Annotated in this window: 17 protein-coding genes; 11 read left to right on the top strand and 6 right to left on the bottom strand. The window is 42.0% G+C overall.

Annotated features, from left to right (window positions below; genetic code table 11):
* Window positions 1-19 precede the first annotated feature (19 nt).
* A complete protein-coding gene (locus L3Q70_RS12505) occupies window positions 20-1,396 on the top strand; it encodes a Na+/H+ antiporter NhaC family protein (protein WP_237114352.1) in 1,377 nt (458 codons plus the stop codon).
* Between the two features lie 151 nt (window positions 1,397-1,547).
* Here the strand turns inward: L3Q70_RS12505 and L3Q70_RS12500 are convergent, their stop codons facing one another.
* Window positions 1,548-2,684 carry a PQQ-dependent sugar dehydrogenase gene (locus tag L3Q70_RS12500; protein WP_237114351.1) on the bottom strand — a complete coding sequence of 379 codons (1,137 nt, stop codon included), beginning with the start codon at window positions 2,682-2,684 and terminating at the stop codon, window positions 1,548-1,550.
* A 278-nt stretch (window positions 2,685-2,962) separates the two neighbouring features.
* Between L3Q70_RS12500 and L3Q70_RS12495 the strand changes: the two genes are divergently transcribed.
* On the top strand, window positions 2,963-3,709 hold the full coding sequence (locus tag L3Q70_RS12495; RefSeq protein WP_237114350.1) for a hypothetical protein: 747 nt from the start codon (window positions 2,963-2,965) through the stop codon (window positions 3,707-3,709).
* A 254-nt stretch (window positions 3,710-3,963) separates the two neighbouring features.
* Here the strand turns inward: L3Q70_RS12495 and L3Q70_RS12490 are convergent, their stop codons facing one another.
* The 3 genes from L3Q70_RS12490 to L3Q70_RS12480 are packed head-to-tail and all read right to left on the bottom strand — an operon-like array spanning window position 3,964 to window position 5,758.
* Entirely contained in the window at window positions 3,964-4,563 is a 600-nt protein-coding gene (locus L3Q70_RS12490; RefSeq protein WP_237114349.1) for a hypothetical protein, read from the bottom strand.
* On the bottom strand, window positions 4,553-5,104 hold the full coding sequence (locus L3Q70_RS12485; RefSeq protein WP_237114348.1) for a sigma-70 family RNA polymerase sigma factor: 552 nt from the start codon (window positions 5,102-5,104) through the stop codon (window positions 4,553-4,555). Before L3Q70_RS12485 ends, L3Q70_RS12490 begins: the two co-directional genes overlap by 11 nt.
* 6 nt (window positions 5,105-5,110) lie before the next feature.
* The gene (locus tag L3Q70_RS12480; RefSeq protein ID WP_237114347.1) at window positions 5,111-5,758 is read right to left on the bottom strand and encodes an energy transducer TonB; all 648 of its coding nucleotides are present in this window, start codon (window positions 5,756-5,758) and stop codon (window positions 5,111-5,113) included.
* A 119-nt stretch (window positions 5,759-5,877) separates the two neighbouring features.
* Here L3Q70_RS12480 and L3Q70_RS12475 point away from each other — a divergent pair, with 119 nt between their 5' ends.
* On the top strand, window positions 5,878-6,384 hold the full coding sequence (locus L3Q70_RS12475; protein ID WP_062569600.1) for a DUF3087 domain-containing protein: 507 nt from the start codon (window positions 5,878-5,880) through the stop codon (window positions 6,382-6,384).
* A gap of 9 nt (window positions 6,385-6,393) precedes the next feature.
* On the top strand, window positions 6,394-6,843 hold the full coding sequence (locus tag L3Q70_RS12470) for a low molecular weight protein-tyrosine-phosphatase (RefSeq protein ID WP_062569601.1): 450 nt from the start codon (window positions 6,394-6,396) through the stop codon (window positions 6,841-6,843).
* Between the two features lie 26 nt (window positions 6,844-6,869).
* Here L3Q70_RS12470 and L3Q70_RS12465 read toward each other — a convergent pair whose 3' ends face one another.
* Complete coding sequence (locus tag L3Q70_RS12465) at window positions 6,870-7,943, bottom strand: energy transducer TonB (protein ID WP_237114346.1); 1,074 nt, start codon at window positions 7,941-7,943, stop codon at window positions 6,870-6,872.
* A 341-nt stretch (window positions 7,944-8,284) separates the two neighbouring features.
* Here L3Q70_RS12465 and ribA point away from each other — a divergent pair, with 341 nt between their 5' ends.
* From ribA to csrA, 6 genes are all read left to right on the top strand, one after another.
* Window positions 8,285-8,911 (top strand): GTP cyclohydrolase II, encoded by a 627-nt coding sequence (ribA, locus tag L3Q70_RS12460; protein WP_062569603.1) that lies wholly within the window; start codon window positions 8,285-8,287, stop codon window positions 8,909-8,911.
* Window positions 8,912-8,989: 78 nt separating this feature from the next.
* Complete coding sequence (locus L3Q70_RS12455; protein ID WP_193987694.1) at window positions 8,990-9,784, top strand: BPSS1780 family membrane protein; 795 nt, start codon at window positions 8,990-8,992, stop codon at window positions 9,782-9,784.
* On the top strand, window positions 9,784-10,236 hold the full coding sequence (locus tag L3Q70_RS12450) for a regulatory protein RecX (protein ID WP_062569605.1): 453 nt from the start codon (window positions 9,784-9,786) through the stop codon (window positions 10,234-10,236). Before L3Q70_RS12455 ends, L3Q70_RS12450 begins: the two co-directional genes overlap by 1 nt.
* A 17-nt stretch (window positions 10,237-10,253) precedes the next feature.
* Window positions 10,254-12,854 carry an alanine--tRNA ligase gene (gene alaS, locus L3Q70_RS12445; protein ID WP_062569606.1) on the top strand — a complete coding sequence of 867 codons (2,601 nt, stop codon included), beginning with the start codon at window positions 10,254-10,256 and terminating at the stop codon, window positions 12,852-12,854.
* Between the two features lie 6 nt (window positions 12,855-12,860).
* Window positions 12,861-14,078, top strand: coding sequence for an aspartate kinase (locus L3Q70_RS12440; protein ID WP_062569607.1), 1,218 nt, complete (start codon window positions 12,861-12,863; stop codon window positions 14,076-14,078).
* 93 nt (window positions 14,079-14,171) lie between these two features.
* On the top strand, window positions 14,172-14,363 hold the full coding sequence (gene csrA / locus L3Q70_RS12435) for a carbon storage regulator CsrA (protein ID WP_036970495.1): 192 nt from the start codon (window positions 14,172-14,174) through the stop codon (window positions 14,361-14,363).
* A 25-nt stretch (window positions 14,364-14,388) separates the two neighbouring features.
* Here the strand turns inward: csrA and L3Q70_RS12430 are convergent, their stop codons facing one another.
* Window positions 14,389-14,856 carry a YcxB family protein gene (locus L3Q70_RS12430; protein ID WP_062569608.1) on the bottom strand — a complete coding sequence of 156 codons (468 nt, stop codon included), beginning with the start codon at window positions 14,854-14,856 and terminating at the stop codon, window positions 14,389-14,391.
* A gap of 123 nt (window positions 14,857-14,979) precedes the next feature.
* Here L3Q70_RS12430 and L3Q70_RS12425 point away from each other — a divergent pair, with 123 nt between their 5' ends.
* A complete protein-coding gene (locus tag L3Q70_RS12425; RefSeq protein ID WP_193987692.1) occupies window positions 14,980-15,906 on the top strand; it encodes a hypothetical protein in 927 nt (308 codons plus the stop codon).
* Window positions 15,907-15,925 lie beyond the last annotated feature (19 nt).

The raw sequence follows: 15,925 nt of genomic DNA, 5'->3' as shown, positions 1-15,925 counted from the left end.
TTAATTTAAAAGGGTTTTTATGTCTTGGTATTCAATTTTACCACCCTTGATTGCTATCTTAATTGTGTTTTGGCGCAAAGAAGTGATCATGGCGTTATTGGTCGCGGTTGCGTCGTCTGAGTTTTTACTTGCTCTGAATGGTGAAGGTAATACCTTGTTTTTCACCTTTATCAATACCATTGAGCGGGTTATTGAAGTTGCCAGTTCCCCAGGTAATAGCCGTATTCTTATTTTTAGTATTTTAATTGGTGCTTTACTTGCCTACATTCGTGAATCGGGTGGTGTGGCTGCAACGGTTAATTTATTAATGAATAAGGGCGTGGCAAAAAGTAAGCGCCAAGTGGGTTACTTAACCATGTTCTCGGGCATTGCGGTATTTATTGAATCGAACTTAAGTGTTCTAACTTCGGGTATTTTGTCTCGTGGCTTATTCGATAAATTTAAAATGAGCCGAGCGCGCCTTGCTTACATTATTGATAGTACCAGCGCACCTGTGTGTATCTTAATTTTACTCAATGGCTGGGGCGCATATGTGCTTGGTCTGCTGAGTAATTACGAAATGGAAGAGTCTGCGGTATCTGTGCTGTGGGGCAGCATTGGTTATAACTTCTACGCTATTATCGCGTTACTTATCGTGTTTTTTACGATTACCTTCGACAAAGTACATGGCCCTTTAAAGCAAGCAGAAGAGAATTTTGAACAGCAAGAAACGGAGCTTGCAGAAGAAGTAAAAGGCTCTAAAGCCCGTTACATGCTTATTCCACTTATTACCTTAATCGGTAGTATGGTTGGCTTTATGTTCTGGACTGGTGATGGCGATATTGCCAGTGGTAGTGGTTCTAAATCAGTGCTATATGCCACTATTTTAGCCTGTGTTGTGGCGTACTTTCTAATGATTAGCTCTCGTGAATTTACTCATCATAAGCTTGTTGATATTGGCTTTAAAGGCATGGGTGAGTTACTGCCATTAGTGTCTATTGTATTGCTATCGCTCACCTTAGGTGCAAGCTTAAAAGACTTAGGTACAGGTGTATTTGTGGCTGGCCTAGTAGGTGATTTTTTACCTATTTACTTGGTTGTGCCAGTGTTATTTTTAACCGGTGCGGTAATTTCATTTACCACAGGTACTTCATGGGGCACATTCGCGATTCTGATTCCAATCGGTGTACCGCTCATTCAAGCTTTGGGTTTACCACCTTCATTAGTGATTGCGGCTATTTTAGGTGGCGGTGTGTTTGGCGATCACTGCTCGCCAATTTCAGATACCAGCGCGGTATCGGCCATTGCATCAGGGTGTGATTTATTAACTCACGTGAAAACCCAAATGCCATACGCCTTATTCGGCGGCGCGTTAACCTTCATCGCTTACCTAGTGACAAGTATTATTGTTTTATAATTAATAGCTCGAAGTTAATCGCTGTAAGCTATACGTAAAAAACCACAGAACTTTCTCTGTGGTTTTTTATTGCTTGATATTGCCAAAACCATCGCGTGGAATAAATTTCACACCTACAATACGCGATAGTCCGCACGTTCACATCTTACAGTTATATCTTAGGTACAACCTTATAAACACCTACACCATCAACACCAAGATATAAATCACCATTAGGATGGGTGGCAAGGCTGCGTACGCGACCAACCCCTTCAAATACCTTACTGTGACCAGTTACTTTGTCACCATCAAGTTTCACCAAAACAAGGTGGCCAAACTTCATCGAACCCACGGCAATGTGACCTTGCCACTGTGGGTATTTGTCACTGGTGATAAATTCCATGCCAGAAGGGGCAATTGAAGGCACCCAATACCAATCAGGTTGTTCCATTCCTGCGCGGCTGGTCTCGTCGGTAATTGTTGTGCCAATGTAGTTGATCCCATAGGTGATCTCAGGCCAACCATAGTTTGCACCCGCTTTAACTATGTTAATTTCATCGCCGCCACGAGGGCCATGTTCATGGCTCCATATAACCCCCGTTTTAGGATGCATTGCCATACCTTGAGGGTTACGGTGTCCATACGAATAGATACTTTTGTGAGTCGTTTTATGGTTATAAAACGGGTTTGATTTAGGAATAGAGCCATCGCTATTGATACGGTGAATTTTACCCGCATCATAGTCTAGGCTTTGTGGGTGAACGTCTCTTTTACCACGGTCGCCAATAGAGAAGTACAAGTAACCTTCTTTGTCGAACTCAATACGCGAACCATAGTGTTTCGTTGTTTTAATATTTGGCTCGCCATCAAACAACAGTTGCTGGTCAACAAGTGTCATATCTTTAAAGCGGGCGCGCATAATCGAGGTATTGTAACCTTCACCATCGCCTTCATAGCCTGAGTACGAAAAGTAAATCCAACCATTGTCGGCAAAGTTCGGATCAAGCTCTATATCTAATAAGCCGCCTTGGCCTTCGTCATGTACTTTAGGTGTGCCTTTAACGACTTGCTCAACGAGTTTGCCATCACGAATTAACCTAAGCTCGCCACGTCTGTCGGTAACGAGTAAGTCACGCTCGTTAAGCCAAGCCATACCCCAAGGAATTTGAATTCCTTCGCTTACTAATTCTAGTTTGTAGTTATTCGCGCTGGCATCCAGAGGAATCTTTTGCTCCGGCTGGGCACAGGCTTGCAAACTCGGCAAGCTAATCAAGGCGATGATTAAACTGTTAAACAAAGACCTTTTCATGGTAACTCCATAATATTTAAACACGATGTTACTAGCCTAGCTGGTTCAGCATTAAAGTGTTATTAACATTAGAGCAATGTGCGATTATTGGTAGGAAAAGCGAGGTAAAGAGCGGAGGCTTAGCCGTCAGTCTGAAAGCTGATGGCTCGTTGAACCATCGCGCGAAATAAATTTCACGCCTACGGTACTCCTTTACTCTTTCCCCTTGTAACTCGCTAACTTGTTTTAAATCTGCTAGCTTAGCAAGTTCTTATTCTTAAAAGGATTTAACAAGTCGTATGAAGTCAGAAAAGTTTTTTAAATGGGTGTGGAATGTTAACGGCATAATTTTACTTTTAGGCTTAATCATTGGAGCAGCAGCAATAGGGTATAACTTTGTTGCTTACTTACTAAAGTCCGATAACTATGTACAGCAACAAACACTAAACTTAGCTGAAGATGAAAAGCAGCAAGAAAAGTGGAAACTGGGTTACCCCCGTAAGGTCGAGGGGAGTGATTTTTACTTTATCCCGTTGGAATCAGAAAAACTGGATATTGAGGTGAAAGCTGACGTAACAGTTTACAATAATTTTAGCGGTGGTTATAAATACAGACCTACGCGCTCAAAGAACATCTTGTTTCTTAATGACAAAACCAATCACGCTAAGTGGCTATTTAACACAACGGATCAGTTGATCATAGAGTTTGCTGCTTTAAGCCATTACAAAGAGTTTGATACTCGTCCTTACAAGGAGCAAAAAGTCTATGCTCCTAAGGCAGTTTCGTATGAAGTTATCAAAAACGATACCAACAACGACAAACTGCTCGATGGCAAAGATAAGCGCACCTTCGCGCTAAGCAAGGTTGATGGCTCAAACTACAGCGAAGTTATTTCAGGTTACAACCGCATTGTAGAGTCTAACCTCAATGCTGAAGGCAATTTATTCGTTGTATTTATTAACAACGATGAAGTTTACTCAATGCTGATAGACCTAGGTAAATTTGAAGTGATTAGTAAAAGCATTCTACCGAAGGTAGGGGAGTGAGATTGATATTAGGTATCAGATGTCAGAAGAATGATCTGACATCTGAAAACTAACTACGCGGGGTAAACCCGCTGCTACTTAAAAACTTGCGACTTTACTCTCGTAGCCCGCTAACTTGTTTTAAATCTGAGAGCTGACGGCTGAAAGCTGATGGCTCGTTGAACCATCGCGCGAAATAAATTTCACGCCTACGGCACTCCTTTACTCTTTCCCCTTGTAACTCGCTAACTTTGTTTTAAACCGGATAGCTGTTTTCAAGCTTCACATTTTTTCGCCTCTTGGGTTAGCTGTTTGAGTGCGATGATTTGGCCTTGTTTGTTTTGGTCTAGGGCGAGTAGGTCACCTTGGTGAATATGAGTATCTAGGGTGCCGTGTTTTTGTAGCTCTTCAAGGAGTGATTGTTTAATTTGTACTATGACATTTTGCTTGCAGTCGGCGATATACCAGTCGTCATCAACGCTTACTAAACGGCCGGTGAAGCGGGTGCGGGTTTGGTGATCAGCAAGTGCTTGTTGGTAGTTCGTATCTAGGTTTTGTTTTTGCTGTTTAAGATTAATCACATAGCTGCCTTTGGCGTCGAGTTCGTGTACCTCAAGCCATTGGTAATCAGATAAATCCACGGCATAAACATCGGTTAACTCGCGGTTGTTGTATTGCAGCATGACAAAACCAAGAATTACTAAAGCAGCAAAAACACCGGTCATTTGTAGGCCTAAAAAGCGCTGTGATCTTGGCGTTGCTGACAGTGGCTTTTGCATGCGTGAAAGCTCGTCGCTGCTTAAGCTATGCTCTGCCTTACGTTTTTGAAAATGTGCTTTTAAATCAGCATCGAGTTGCTCGTCGTTACGCTTCATGATGGCCTCCTAGTTGTTGTTTCAGGTTTTGACGGGCATATCGCAGCCGAGTTTTAATGGTCTCTGGGTTACTTTGCGTGATAGCAACAATATCTTCGAGACTAAAGCCTTCTTGTTGTAAGGTCAGCGCTTCTCGTTGTACAAAGCTAAGTGCCATGAGTGCTTTATCAAAGGCTTCGTAGTCGTAGTGATAACTTGCATCCTGCGCTTCAGCAAATAGTTGGTTGTCTTCTAACTCAACGAACTTTTGCTGCTTACGAAATTCATCAATTAACAAATTGCGTGCTAATCGAAAAAGCCACGCTTTTGGGTTGTTTTGAGCAGTGTAAAAGTCACGTTTATCAATGACTTTTAACCAGGTTTGCTGGCATATATCGAGGGCAAGATCTTTATCACTTTGTGTGACTAGGTAGTGATAAAGATCGTTCCCGTATTGAGCAACGAGTTGGTTAAGATAGCGGTTGTCGCCCGTTTTGGCATACTGCGCCAAACAATCTGTGTTTGGCTTGTCAAATAACCATATCTTGATGCTCATTAGCATAGGCAGTTATCCATCTATTTTAAAGTCAAGTTGAACGCTTTGGTTTGTTTGTAATTGTGCCACACCTTCAACAACTTTAGGGCGATATTTCCAACGTTTAATAGCGCGAATTGCTTCACGGTCAAATACCCGCTTAGGCTCAGCATCAATAATAACAGGGTCAATTACTTCGCCCGTTGGTGAAATGCTAAAGCTAATTTGCACCCAGCCTTCAATACCATCGCGGGCTGCGACCGGCGGATATTTCGGGTTTATACGCACGATAGGCGTTGCATCTCCCGTTGGTTGATTAATGGTTTTACTAAGTGTGTCGCCAATGCCATCAAAAGTCATTGTTGGTGTTGCATCGGCAATGACCATAGTATTTGGGGTTTCAGCCGCAGGGCGTGGTGGCGCTTTTGGCGGCATTTTAGCAACTGGCGGTGGCGGCAGTGTTTGTTTTACTTGTACTTTTGAGTCTTCAGGTACTTCATAAATTTCAACTGTGATATCTGGACCTAGCTTTACATCGGCTCTTTGCTCAGCAGAAATTAAGTACTGCATGAAGGCAAATGCTGCAAAGGTCATTACACCGCCGCCAATAATTGCTGCGCTTGTCTTTAAAGCAGTATTGCTGTTATTCAAGCTTGCTGAGTTTAGTGGTAAAGTATGCATAGCCGTTCCTCTTTGGATAATTGCTTTCATAGCTAAAACGGCTGGCAAATAAAAAAGGGGTGAAAATTTTTTTCATTTTTTATTTTTTCACTAATTTTAGTGTGACTTTTTAGGTTGTTATGAAACTTATTCAAATAGATAAAGCCCGTTACCGTAAACATTTAAATCACGTGATTATTGCCTGCGTAATTGCTTTAGCCGTTGGCAGTTTAGCCATTTCACAAACATTAATTGCGCTATTCCCTGACCCAAGCGGTAGCCATTTTCATTGGAACTTACTAGGTGTTGTTGTGTGTAGTGTGCTGGTGGGCTTTGTGCTTAATAAGTACCGTAATCATGATTACATGACTGAAATAGTGTATGTATGGGAGCTTAAAAAAGCCCTTAATAAAATCACCCGTAAAATGCCAAAGTTAAAAGCAGCAGGGCGTGAAGGCAATGCAGATGCTTTATTAGCCATTCATTACAGCTATGCTGGTTCGCGTTTGTTATGGCAGCTTGATGACAACACTATTACCATGGATGAGTTGGCAATTAAGCAGGCTGAGCTTGATAGTGTGGCAGATAAATACAATCTCTCGCTTGATGCAGAACGTTATGATGAGACAATCTTAAAGCAATTTTAAGGACGAATAATGAAAAAGGTGTTGATTGTTTGTTTAGGCAATATTTGCCGCTCACCTACTGCTGAAGCGGTTCTTCGTAGCCGTGCCAAGGCGCTGGGGGTCAATGTCAAAGTTGACTCTGCTGGCACCATTGGTTATCACCAAGGTAATCCCCCAGATCCACGCTCAAAAGCAGCAGCCGAAAAGCGCGGCTATAGTTTTAAAGGGATTTATTCACGACCAGTGACTCAAGCTGACTTTTATGAGTTTGATTTAATTCTTGCGGCCGACAAGCAAAACCTTGCTGATTTACAAGCTCAGTGCCCTGAGCACCTGCAATATAAGCTGTCGTTGTTTTTAAGTCATGGTGATGCAGGGGAGAGCGAGATCCCAGATCCCTATTACGGTGGCGATCAAGGTTTTGAAAAGGTACTCGATTTAATTGAAGACGCAGCAGATAACCTGCTTAATACGTTGTGATAGGGTCGCACTGCGACCCTTTTTATTTATTTGTTGATTTTAAAGTCTAATTGCACCTTAGAAATCGCTGCAACGGCTTGACCGTTTTCAAATTTAGGGGCATAACGCCATTGTTCTACAGCCCTTTTGGCTTCTGTCTCAAAAGCGCCCCCGCCTTTAGATTCAATAACCGTTATTTTATCAACAAAGCCTGATGGGGTTACTTCAAATTCCATGACAACACTGCCGCTTTGACCTCGTTGCGCTTTTATCAATGGGTATTTAGGGTTAACACGGTACAGGGGTTCTTGTTCTTGGCTGTCTTTCCATGGCACCATTTTGGCAATGGCAACACAATGCTTAGTGGCTTCCTCTCGTTTGCCCACTTTTTCGTAAAGATATACAAGTTTAGAGTGAGCATCCAGCTCTGCTTTATGATCAAAACTCAGTGCTTCATCAAAAACAGTGACGACATGGGTCAAACGCTCTATCGCTTGCTCGTAGTTCTTTTTATGTTCTGCAAACGCGGCAACTAAAAAGTCAGCTTCAATACGCTCAACAGAGTTTTCAGGGATATTATTTCTATAATATTCGTCGGCTTCCTCTAGGTAAGCTTTTGCTGTGAAGTAACGACCACCACTTGGTTTGTAAGCGAGAATACGCGCTGCTTTGAGTTTGCTATCAGCAACTAGTTTGTGATCTTTTTTTATCGTGGCGATTTCAATCGCGTCTTCAAGGTAGTCAAAAGCAAGTCTTGGCGATTTGGTTGAATGAGCTAAACCAAATAATGAGTCGTAAACCTCGTTGCTCAGCTTACCATGATTTTTTGCTAGAATATCGTAAGCATATTTGAATAGCTCAAAGCGCTCTTGTTGCTTGTTTTCAGGTAGAGTATTGGCATAGTTGATTGCTAAATTCGCTGTATTCTCAGCATCTTCACCATATACCTTTTGACCAAGCGCATAGGCTTTTTTGGCAAGCTCGGTGGCGTCTTCATGTTTCTCTATAGCGGCTAGGTAAGCACGATAAGTGTTATTAAATTCTGAGTTTATATCTTGGCTCGCCAAACTGGGTTGGCTCAATAGCAGGGTGGCACATAATGCGAGAGACATTTTTTTCATAATAATCCTTATTATTATTTTCCTGTGTAGGTGCGTGAATAAGATTGTTGGAAGTTGAGTAAATGAGAATTAATCTTATCCTCGGCGATGGTAGCAAACGGCGTGAGTGTTGTCACTTGTTTAGAAACTTTCCAACTAAAAGTTGCATGCCAGTATTTCAATTTTAGCCGCAATACACAGTGCAAAGCTCGTATCTTTAAGTGCTTTGAGTGTATAATACTTGAATTGCTGGTAACTGCCTCAATATTAGTTATCACTCGTCGTATGTTGCATTCTTACAACCTTCAAGCTGTTGTAATCACATTTGCAGTATCGCATTTATTTTTTAATTTGGATTTGTCGTGGCGCAAGTAAGAGCAAGAGTCCAGCTAAATGTTGGCAAAAACAGTGATATTCCTGCAGAAATCGTATCTTTTAGTGGCTTAAATGATGGCCAAGAGCATGTTGCTTTAGTGTTTAATCAAGCTGACACTGAGCAAGACGTACCTTTAATTCGTATGCATTCAGAGTGTTTAACTGGCGATGTATTTCATTCGTCACGTTGTGATTGTGGTGAGCAGTTAAATGAGTGCATTGAAATGATGCACGAGCAAGGTGGTATTTTACTGTATTTACGCCAAGAAGGGCGTGGCATTGGCTTATACAACAAGATTGATGCTTACGTATTGCAGTCGCAAGGTATGAATACTTACGAAGCGAATAACCATTTGGGGTTTGCTGATGATTTACGTGACTTTTCAGATGCAGTATTAATGCTCGAAGCACTTAATCAAAAGCATGTTAAGTTAATGACAAATAACCCGAATAAGCTTAAAGCATTGCGTGATGCTGGCATTGAGGTTGATTCAGTGGTTGGTACCCATGCACACATTAAAGCCGGTGTAGTGGGTAACCGCGCTTACCTTGAAACGAAAATCAAACATGGCTCGCACATGCTTGATATTAAGAAAATTAAAAAGCCTGAATAAATTTCACAACAGGTGACTATAAACCCGTGGCGCACCCAGTTATACTCGGTGCGTTTTGCCGTTATTGAATGAGAAACTATGTCGATCGAAGTTCGTGTTTTTAAAGCCGATGCAGGCGTAAAATGGTTTAAAGCAGGGTGGGAAATCTTCAAGCTGCAACCGGTTACGTTTATTTTAATGCACCTGTTAATAGGTGTTGTTGGCTTTTTATCGTTAGTGCTACCGCTATTACAAGTCGTCGGTGCATTTGTTGCGCCATTTTTAATGGCTGGTTTTTATCAAGCAGTGCTGACAAAACAACAAGGCGGTACGGTTAGCCAAGTTGATATTTTTAAACCCTTTAGTAATAAAGGTAATCGTATTGGTTTAGTGCGTGTTGCTGTGTACCAGATGGCGGCGGGTATTTTATTAGCCCTGTTATCGAATTTTATTTTTGCCGATGCTTATGCGGTTATTTCAAGCCAAACGTTTGACCCACAAAATCAAACACATATTGCTGATTTACTGGCCACTATTTCCATGGGGCAAGTGGCGGTATTTCTACTGGCAATCTGTGTGTATATGACTGCGTTTGCTTATGCTATTCCATTGGTTTATTTTCAAAAGCAAAGCAATATGTTGCAGGTTCTAAAAACCTCATTCATGGTGTTTTACCATAATATGGCGCCACTGAGTGTTTATGGCCTCATTTGCGCCGTTTTAATAGTGATCTGTATTCCTTTATCGTTTATTCCTCTATTGGTTTTAATGCCAATTTGTTACATTAGCTTCTTCGTGTCTTTTCAGGCTATTTTTATGCCGGTTGTACCAAAGGGTGATGACCAACCAAAAGCACCACAGACGCAGTCACAATCAGGGCGCTTTGACGCGTAATGGATGATAAAGAACAAAAGTTAAAGAATTACGTACTTTGGTTACTGTCTCGACAAGATTATTCGCGTCGCGATCTAACACGAAAGTTACAGCAAAAAGAGGCGACGCCCGAGTTTACAGAGCGTTTGTTAGATTGGTGTGAGTCACACAACTTTATTAACGAACAGCGCTACTGCGAAGGGTTTGTACGCCGCCATTTAGCAAAGTATCATGGTGCTAAACGCATTCAGAGCGAAGCAATGGCAAAAGGGATAGACCGAGCATTATTAGACAAAACGCTCGAGGAGTTCGAAATCGATTGGTTTGAACTCGCACAGGACGCATATTTAAAGAAGTTTTCAAATTCAGGTAAAGAACTCGACCAGAAAGAAAGAGCGAAACGTGTACGCTACTTGATGTATCGAGGCTTTAATTACGAACAAATTGATTTTGCAATGCAAGCACAGCAATAAACGGGTGAGATTTTCACATGCAGCATATGACTACCGCACAGATCAGGCAACAGTTCTTAGACTTTTTTGCCTCTAAACAACACCAAATTGTTCCTTCAAGCTCGCTGATCCCGGGTAACGATGCCACGTTATTATTCAATAACGCCGGTATGGTGCAATTTAAAGATGTATTTTTAGGTGCGGAAAGCCGCCCTTATTCGCGTGCAACCAGCTCACAACGTTGTGTGCGTGCAGGTGGTAAACATAACGACCTTGAAAACGTAGGTTACACAGCGCGTCACCATACATTTTTCGAAATGTTAGGTAACTTCAGCTTTGGCGATTACTTTAAGCAAGACGCAATCAAGTTTGCGTGGCAGTTTTTAACTGAAGTAGTGAAACTACCACAAGAAAAGCTACTTGTTACCATTTATCATGATGATGAAGAAGCGTTTAACATCTGGCATAAAGAAGTAGGCCTAAGTGAAGATCGCATTATTCGTATTGCAACCAGCGATAACTTCTGGTCAATGGGTGATACGGGTCCGTGTGGTCCATGTTCTGAAATCTTTTACGATCACGGTGAAGAAATTTGGGGTGGTCCTCCTGGTTCACCTGAAGAAGACGGTGACCGTTTCATCGAGATCTGGAACCTAGTATTCATGCAGTATAACCGCCATGCCGACGGTACAATGGAGCCGCTTCCTAAGCAGTCTGTTGATACAGGTATGGGTCTTGAGCGTATTTCTGCAATTTTACAAGGCGTTCACTCAAACTACGAAATCGATTTATTCCAAGCGCTTATTGCAGCGGCGGCTAAAGTAACCAACGCACAAGATTTAGGTGATAAATCGTTACGCGTTGTGGCTGACCATATTCGTTCGTGTGCGTTCTTAGTATCTGACGGTGTTATGCCATCAAACGAAGGCCGTGGTTATGTACTACGTCGTATTATTCGTCGTGCAGTTCGTCACGGTAACAAGCTAGGCGCCAAAGGTGCATTCTTCTACAAGCTAGTTGCTGCGCTCATTGAGCAAATGGGTCAAGCGTACCCTGAACTTGCTAAGCAACAAGAAATTATTGAAAAAGTACTGCGTATTGAAGAAGAGCAGTTTGGTAAAACACTTGAGCGTGGTCTGGCTATTTTAGAAGAAAGCCTAGCTGACATCGAAGGTGATGTGATCCCTGGTGACTTAGTATTCAAACTTTACGACACTTACGGTTTCCCAGCTGACTTAACGGCAGACGTGGCCCGTGAGCGTTTCATGACGATTGATGAGCACGGCTTCCAAGAATGTATGGCTGTTCAGCGCAAGCAAGCACAGCAAGCAGGTAAGTTTGGTGCTGATTACAACCAGCAACTTAAGTCTGAAAAACACACAGACTTTAAAGGTTATGATGCGGAGCATTACACAGGTACTGTGGTCGAACTTTTCTGTGAAGGTCAATCGGTTTCTGTACTTGAAGATGGTCAAGAAGGTATCGCAATCTTAGACCGCACACCGTTTTATGCTGAATCAGGTGGTCAGGTTGGTGACACCGGTGTGTTAAAAGTAGCGGGTGGTGAGTTTGTCGTTACTAACACTACGAAGCTTGGTAATGCATTTGCACATCATGGTCGTGTACAAGGTCGTATTGGTACAAACGATAAAGCAGAGGCGACGATTGATGCAGCACGTCGTGACAGCATCAAGAAAAACCACACTGCAACGCATATTCTGCATGAAACGTTACGTCAAATTTTAGGTGAGCACGTAAATCAAAAAGGTTCACTTGTTGACCCTGAGCGTTTACGTTTTGACTTCTCTCACTTTGAAGCAGTAACAAAAGACGAATTACGTCAAATCGAGCGTGCAGTGAACGATGAAATCCGTCGTAACTTTGCACTTGAAACTGAGCTAATGGCTATCGAAGATGCTAAAGCAAAAGGTGCAATGGCATTATTCGGTGAAAAATACGACGACGAAGTTCGCGTAGTAACCATTGGTGATTATTCAATTGAGCTATGTGGTGGTACTCACGTTAAGCGTGCAGGTGATATTGGTTTATTTAAAATCGTATCAGAAAGCGGTATTGCTGCCGGTATCCGCCGTATTGAAGCGGTAACGGGTGCTGAAGCAGTTGCTTATGTAAGTGAGCAAGAGCAACAGTTAAATGATGTTGCAGCACTAGTAAAAGGTGATAGCAGCACAGTACTTGAAAAAGTAACCGCATTACTTGAGAAATCAAAAGGCCTTGAGAAGCAAATTGCACAGCTTAACGACAAGCTTGCAAGTGCAGCAGGTGCATCGTTACTTGATTCTGTTGTTGAAGTGAACGGGATTAAGCTACTGGTTGCTGATGTTGCAGGTACTGAGTCTAAAGCACTACGCGGCATGGTTGATGACCTGAAAACGAAGATTGGTTCAGGTGTTATCGCCCTTGGCGTAGCCAATGGCGACAAAGTAAGCCTGATTGCCGGTGTTACTAAAGACCTAACAGGTAAAGTGAAAGCTGGTGAGCTGGTAAATCACATGGCTGCACAAGTAGGCGGTAAGGGCGGTGGTCGTCCTGATATGGCACAAGCTGGTGGTACTCAGCCAGAGAACCTTGCTACTGCCTTAGAAAGTGTAACTGGTTGGTTATCTGAGCGTTCTTAACTACTAGTGGCACTTATCGTCCAAAAATTCGGTGGCACCTCAGTTGGCTCAATAGAGCGAATTGAGGCCGTCGCCGACCTTGTTGTAAAAACCAAGCAACAGGGCCATCAAGTTGTGGTGGTGCTCTCGGCTATGTCGGGAGAAACTAACCGTCTTATTGAACTCGCTAAACAAATCGATTCTCGACCAAGTGCTCGTGAGCTTGATGTATTGCTAACCACCGGTGAGCAAGTGTCAGTCTCTTTACTCGCAATGGCGATTATTAAACGGGGCCATTCTGCGGTAAGCTTACTTGCCGATCAGGTCAATATTCGTACCGACAATATGTTTGGCAAAGCGCGCATTGAAGAAATTGCGGCGACTCGTCTTAAGCATGAACTTGAGCATAATCGGATTGCTATTATTGCGGGCTTTCAGGGTCGTGATATTGAAGGTAATATCACAACCCTTGGTCGTGGCGGTACTGATACCTCTGCGGTTGAGATTGCGGGTGCTATCAATGCCGACGAATGCCAAATTTACACTGATGTTGATGGGGTATACACCACCGACCCGCGCATTGAACCAAATGCGCGACGTATGAGCCATGTTACCTTTGAAGAAATGCTCGAAATGGCAAGCTTGGGCGCAAAAGTTTTACACATACGTAGTGTTGAAGCAGCCGGTAAATACAATATACCGCTTAGAGTATTATCGAGTTTTAACCCGGATCAAGGGACCTTGATCAGTTTTGAGGAGCCGGATGTGCAAACCAATATTGTGTCGGGTATTGCTTTTAATCGAGATGAAAGCTTAATTTATGTCAATGGTGTGCAGCAAGGGGTAGAAAACCTTGCAAAAATTTTGCAACTTTTTGCAGAATTCGGTATCGAAATAGATATGATTAATCAAGTTAATCATAACTTTGAAAAAATAGACTATGCTTTTACTGTGCACACAAATGATTTTGAGCAAGCACTTGAAATTCTAACTTTAAACCAAAGTAATATAAAAGCGGAGTCTGTTAAAGGAGTAAGCAATGTTGCCAAGGTGTCAGCTGTAGGTGTAGGAATGAAATCGCACTCAGGTGTAGCAAGTTTATTTTTTAATGCCCTTGCAGAGGAAAACATCAAAGTAGTGCTTGTGTCGACATCAGAAATAAAGATTTCAGTTTTAATTGACGAAAAATATTTAGAGCTGGCTGTGCGTGCACTTCATAAGGTTTTTTTAACTGAAAATGAATAAGATTTAGAGTTTTTACTTACTTTTAAGTCAAGTTTTCATTAAAATGTTTTTGACGCGGAATCTTTTAATTTTTTGGAACATGGGAGCAAGAGAATGCTAATACTAACTCGAAGAGTAGGTGAGACCCTGATGATCGGTGACGAAGTAACTGTTACTGTTCTTGGTGTTAAAGGAAATCAAGTTCGCATTGGTGTAAACGCACCGAAAGATGTATCAGTACATCGTGAAGAAATCTATATGCGAATCCAAGCAGAGAAATCTAACCCAAATCCGGGCAATGTTTAATCAGCGAAAAATTCTTAAGAGCCACTCATTGAGTGGCTCTTTTATTTAACTCAACAACTATTTCATCGCTAAGTGCTTGTTTAGAGATGTATTGCATACCGCGCTGTGCTTTTAATATATAACCTCGTTCAGTCTCAATAATCTCGCTTACCTGCTGCCAGCTTAATTGGTAACTCTTATAAGGGTTTTCAGCCTTAATCCCTTCATCGTCAAACAAAATGGTCACCTCGCTACCTGATGCACGGCTCATCATTTGTCTTGCTACCCACCACGGACGTTTGTAATAAAACGAAAGGCACTCAACGACAGCAAGCATAATCATAAAGCTGCCTAAATAATGATTATCTAATTGATAAAAAGCTAATAAGCCCAGAGTTATTAATAATGCCAGTAGCGGGTATTTAGGCTTGGCTTGTGATGAGTAGGGCAGTGACTCATCAAAGCATTCGTAGTAATACGGTTTATCTAGTGTGTAAGTTGTACTTAATGTCATTCGGGGGCCTACTTAATTTACTGGCAGCAGTTTAGCACCGATAGAAAAAATCTGCCGCAGTTGGTTTTCATTTTGTTGTCATTATGAGAACTTACTATGATTGTATTTTTAGGTGTAAATAGCATGTTTATTAGTTCAGCCTCATTCGCTCTCGCAATGGCTAGTAATACCTTTTTGGTTATGGGTGATATGCCATACACACCAATAGATGAAATTAATCTCGCTCAGCCAAACGGCAAGCTCGCACGTGCAGTCGCATCCACGCCTCATAGCTTTTTGATGCATTTAGGTGATATGAAATCAGGGTCTTTACCTTGTACAAACAAGTTACTGCAGGCAAATAAGCAGCTTTTAACAGCTATTACCGATAAGCCTTTTATCTATACTTTGGGAGATAATGAATGGACTGATTGCGATCGTGACAGCCTAAACCCTCAGTTTGACGAGCTTGAGCGATTAGAATATGTAAAAGGGTTAATGTATGACGATGATTACTATAAAAAAGCAAACTTATTACAAGGTTTTACTCATCAGCTCGATATGAACGAGAATGCGCGTTGGCAATTTAATAATATTGAGTTTATGACTCTGCATATAGCGGGCACGCATAATGGGCGCGCGCAAATACTGAAAAGTGATAAAAATGATGCTTTGGATGCAGCAGATAAACGCGACAGGCTAAACTTAGAGTGGTTGCAGCGGGGCTTAAATAACCAAAGCGTTAAAGCGTATGTCATTGGCTTTCAAGCTGATATTTACAATGCAACGAATAAATCAGCATGCACTGCGACACTGCGCTCAAACTGTGATGCATTTAAAGTCTACCGCGATGCTTTTTCCCAATTTGCTAAATTTGCAAAAAAACCTGTGCTCATTATGCATGGAGATACAGGGCCATTTTGTTATCAACAGCTCACAGAAAATTTAACGCGATTAAACGTGCCAGGTGATTATGTAGTTAGTGACATCGCAAGTGTGAAACTAGAAGATGGGGATTGGCAAATAACCAGTGTTGCAACGGGTAAAGCGTTAACAGCGACATGTAAATAAAATGAGCGGCCGTTAGGCC

This window comes from Pseudoalteromonas sp. CF6-2, assembly GCF_021729425.1.
In the GTDB taxonomy this organism is placed as follows: domain Bacteria; phylum Pseudomonadota; class Gammaproteobacteria; order Enterobacterales; family Alteromonadaceae; genus Pseudoalteromonas; species Pseudoalteromonas arabiensis.
This window is presented reverse-complemented; position numbering and strand designations above follow the sequence as displayed.

Coding starts and splice junctions, on each gene's coding strand:
- L3Q70_RS12505 (WP_237114352.1), top strand. CDS start 20: ATGTCTTGGTATTCAATTTTACCACCCTTGATTGCTATCTTAATTGTG.
- L3Q70_RS12500 (WP_237114351.1), bottom strand. CDS start 2,684: ATGAAAAGGTCTTTGTTTAACAGTTTAATCATCGCCTTGATTAGCTTG.
- L3Q70_RS12495 (WP_237114350.1), top strand. CDS start 2,963: ATGAAGTCAGAAAAGTTTTTTAAATGGGTGTGGAATGTTAACGGCATA.
- L3Q70_RS12490 (WP_237114349.1), bottom strand. CDS start 4,563: ATGAAGCGTAACGACGAGCAACTCGATGCTGATTTAAAAGCACATTTT.
- L3Q70_RS12485 (WP_237114348.1), bottom strand. CDS start 5,104: ATGCTAATGAGCATCAAGATATGGTTATTTGACAAGCCAAACACAGAT.
- L3Q70_RS12480 (WP_237114347.1), bottom strand. CDS start 5,758: ATGCATACTTTACCACTAAACTCAGCAAGCTTGAATAACAGCAATACT.
- L3Q70_RS12475 (WP_062569600.1), top strand. CDS start 5,878: ATGAAACTTATTCAAATAGATAAAGCCCGTTACCGTAAACATTTAAAT.
- L3Q70_RS12470 (WP_062569601.1), top strand. CDS start 6,394: ATGAAAAAGGTGTTGATTGTTTGTTTAGGCAATATTTGCCGCTCACCT.
- L3Q70_RS12465 (WP_237114346.1), bottom strand. CDS start 7,943: ATGAAAAAAATGTCTCTCGCATTATGTGCCACCCTGCTATTGAGCCAA.
- L3Q70_RS12455 (WP_193987694.1), top strand. CDS start 8,990: ATGTCGATCGAAGTTCGTGTTTTTAAAGCCGATGCAGGCGTAAAATGG.
- L3Q70_RS12450 (WP_062569605.1), top strand. CDS start 9,784: ATGGATGATAAAGAACAAAAGTTAAAGAATTACGTACTTTGGTTACTG.
- alaS (WP_062569606.1), top strand. CDS start 10,254: ATGCAGCATATGACTACCGCACAGATCAGGCAACAGTTCTTAGACTTT.
- csrA (WP_036970495.1), top strand. CDS start 14,172: ATGCTAATACTAACTCGAAGAGTAGGTGAGACCCTGATGATCGGTGAC.
- L3Q70_RS12430 (WP_062569608.1), bottom strand. CDS start 14,856: ATGACATTAAGTACAACTTACACACTAGATAAACCGTATTACTACGAA.
- L3Q70_RS12425 (WP_193987692.1), top strand. CDS start 14,980: ATGTTTATTAGTTCAGCCTCATTCGCTCTCGCAATGGCTAGTAATACC.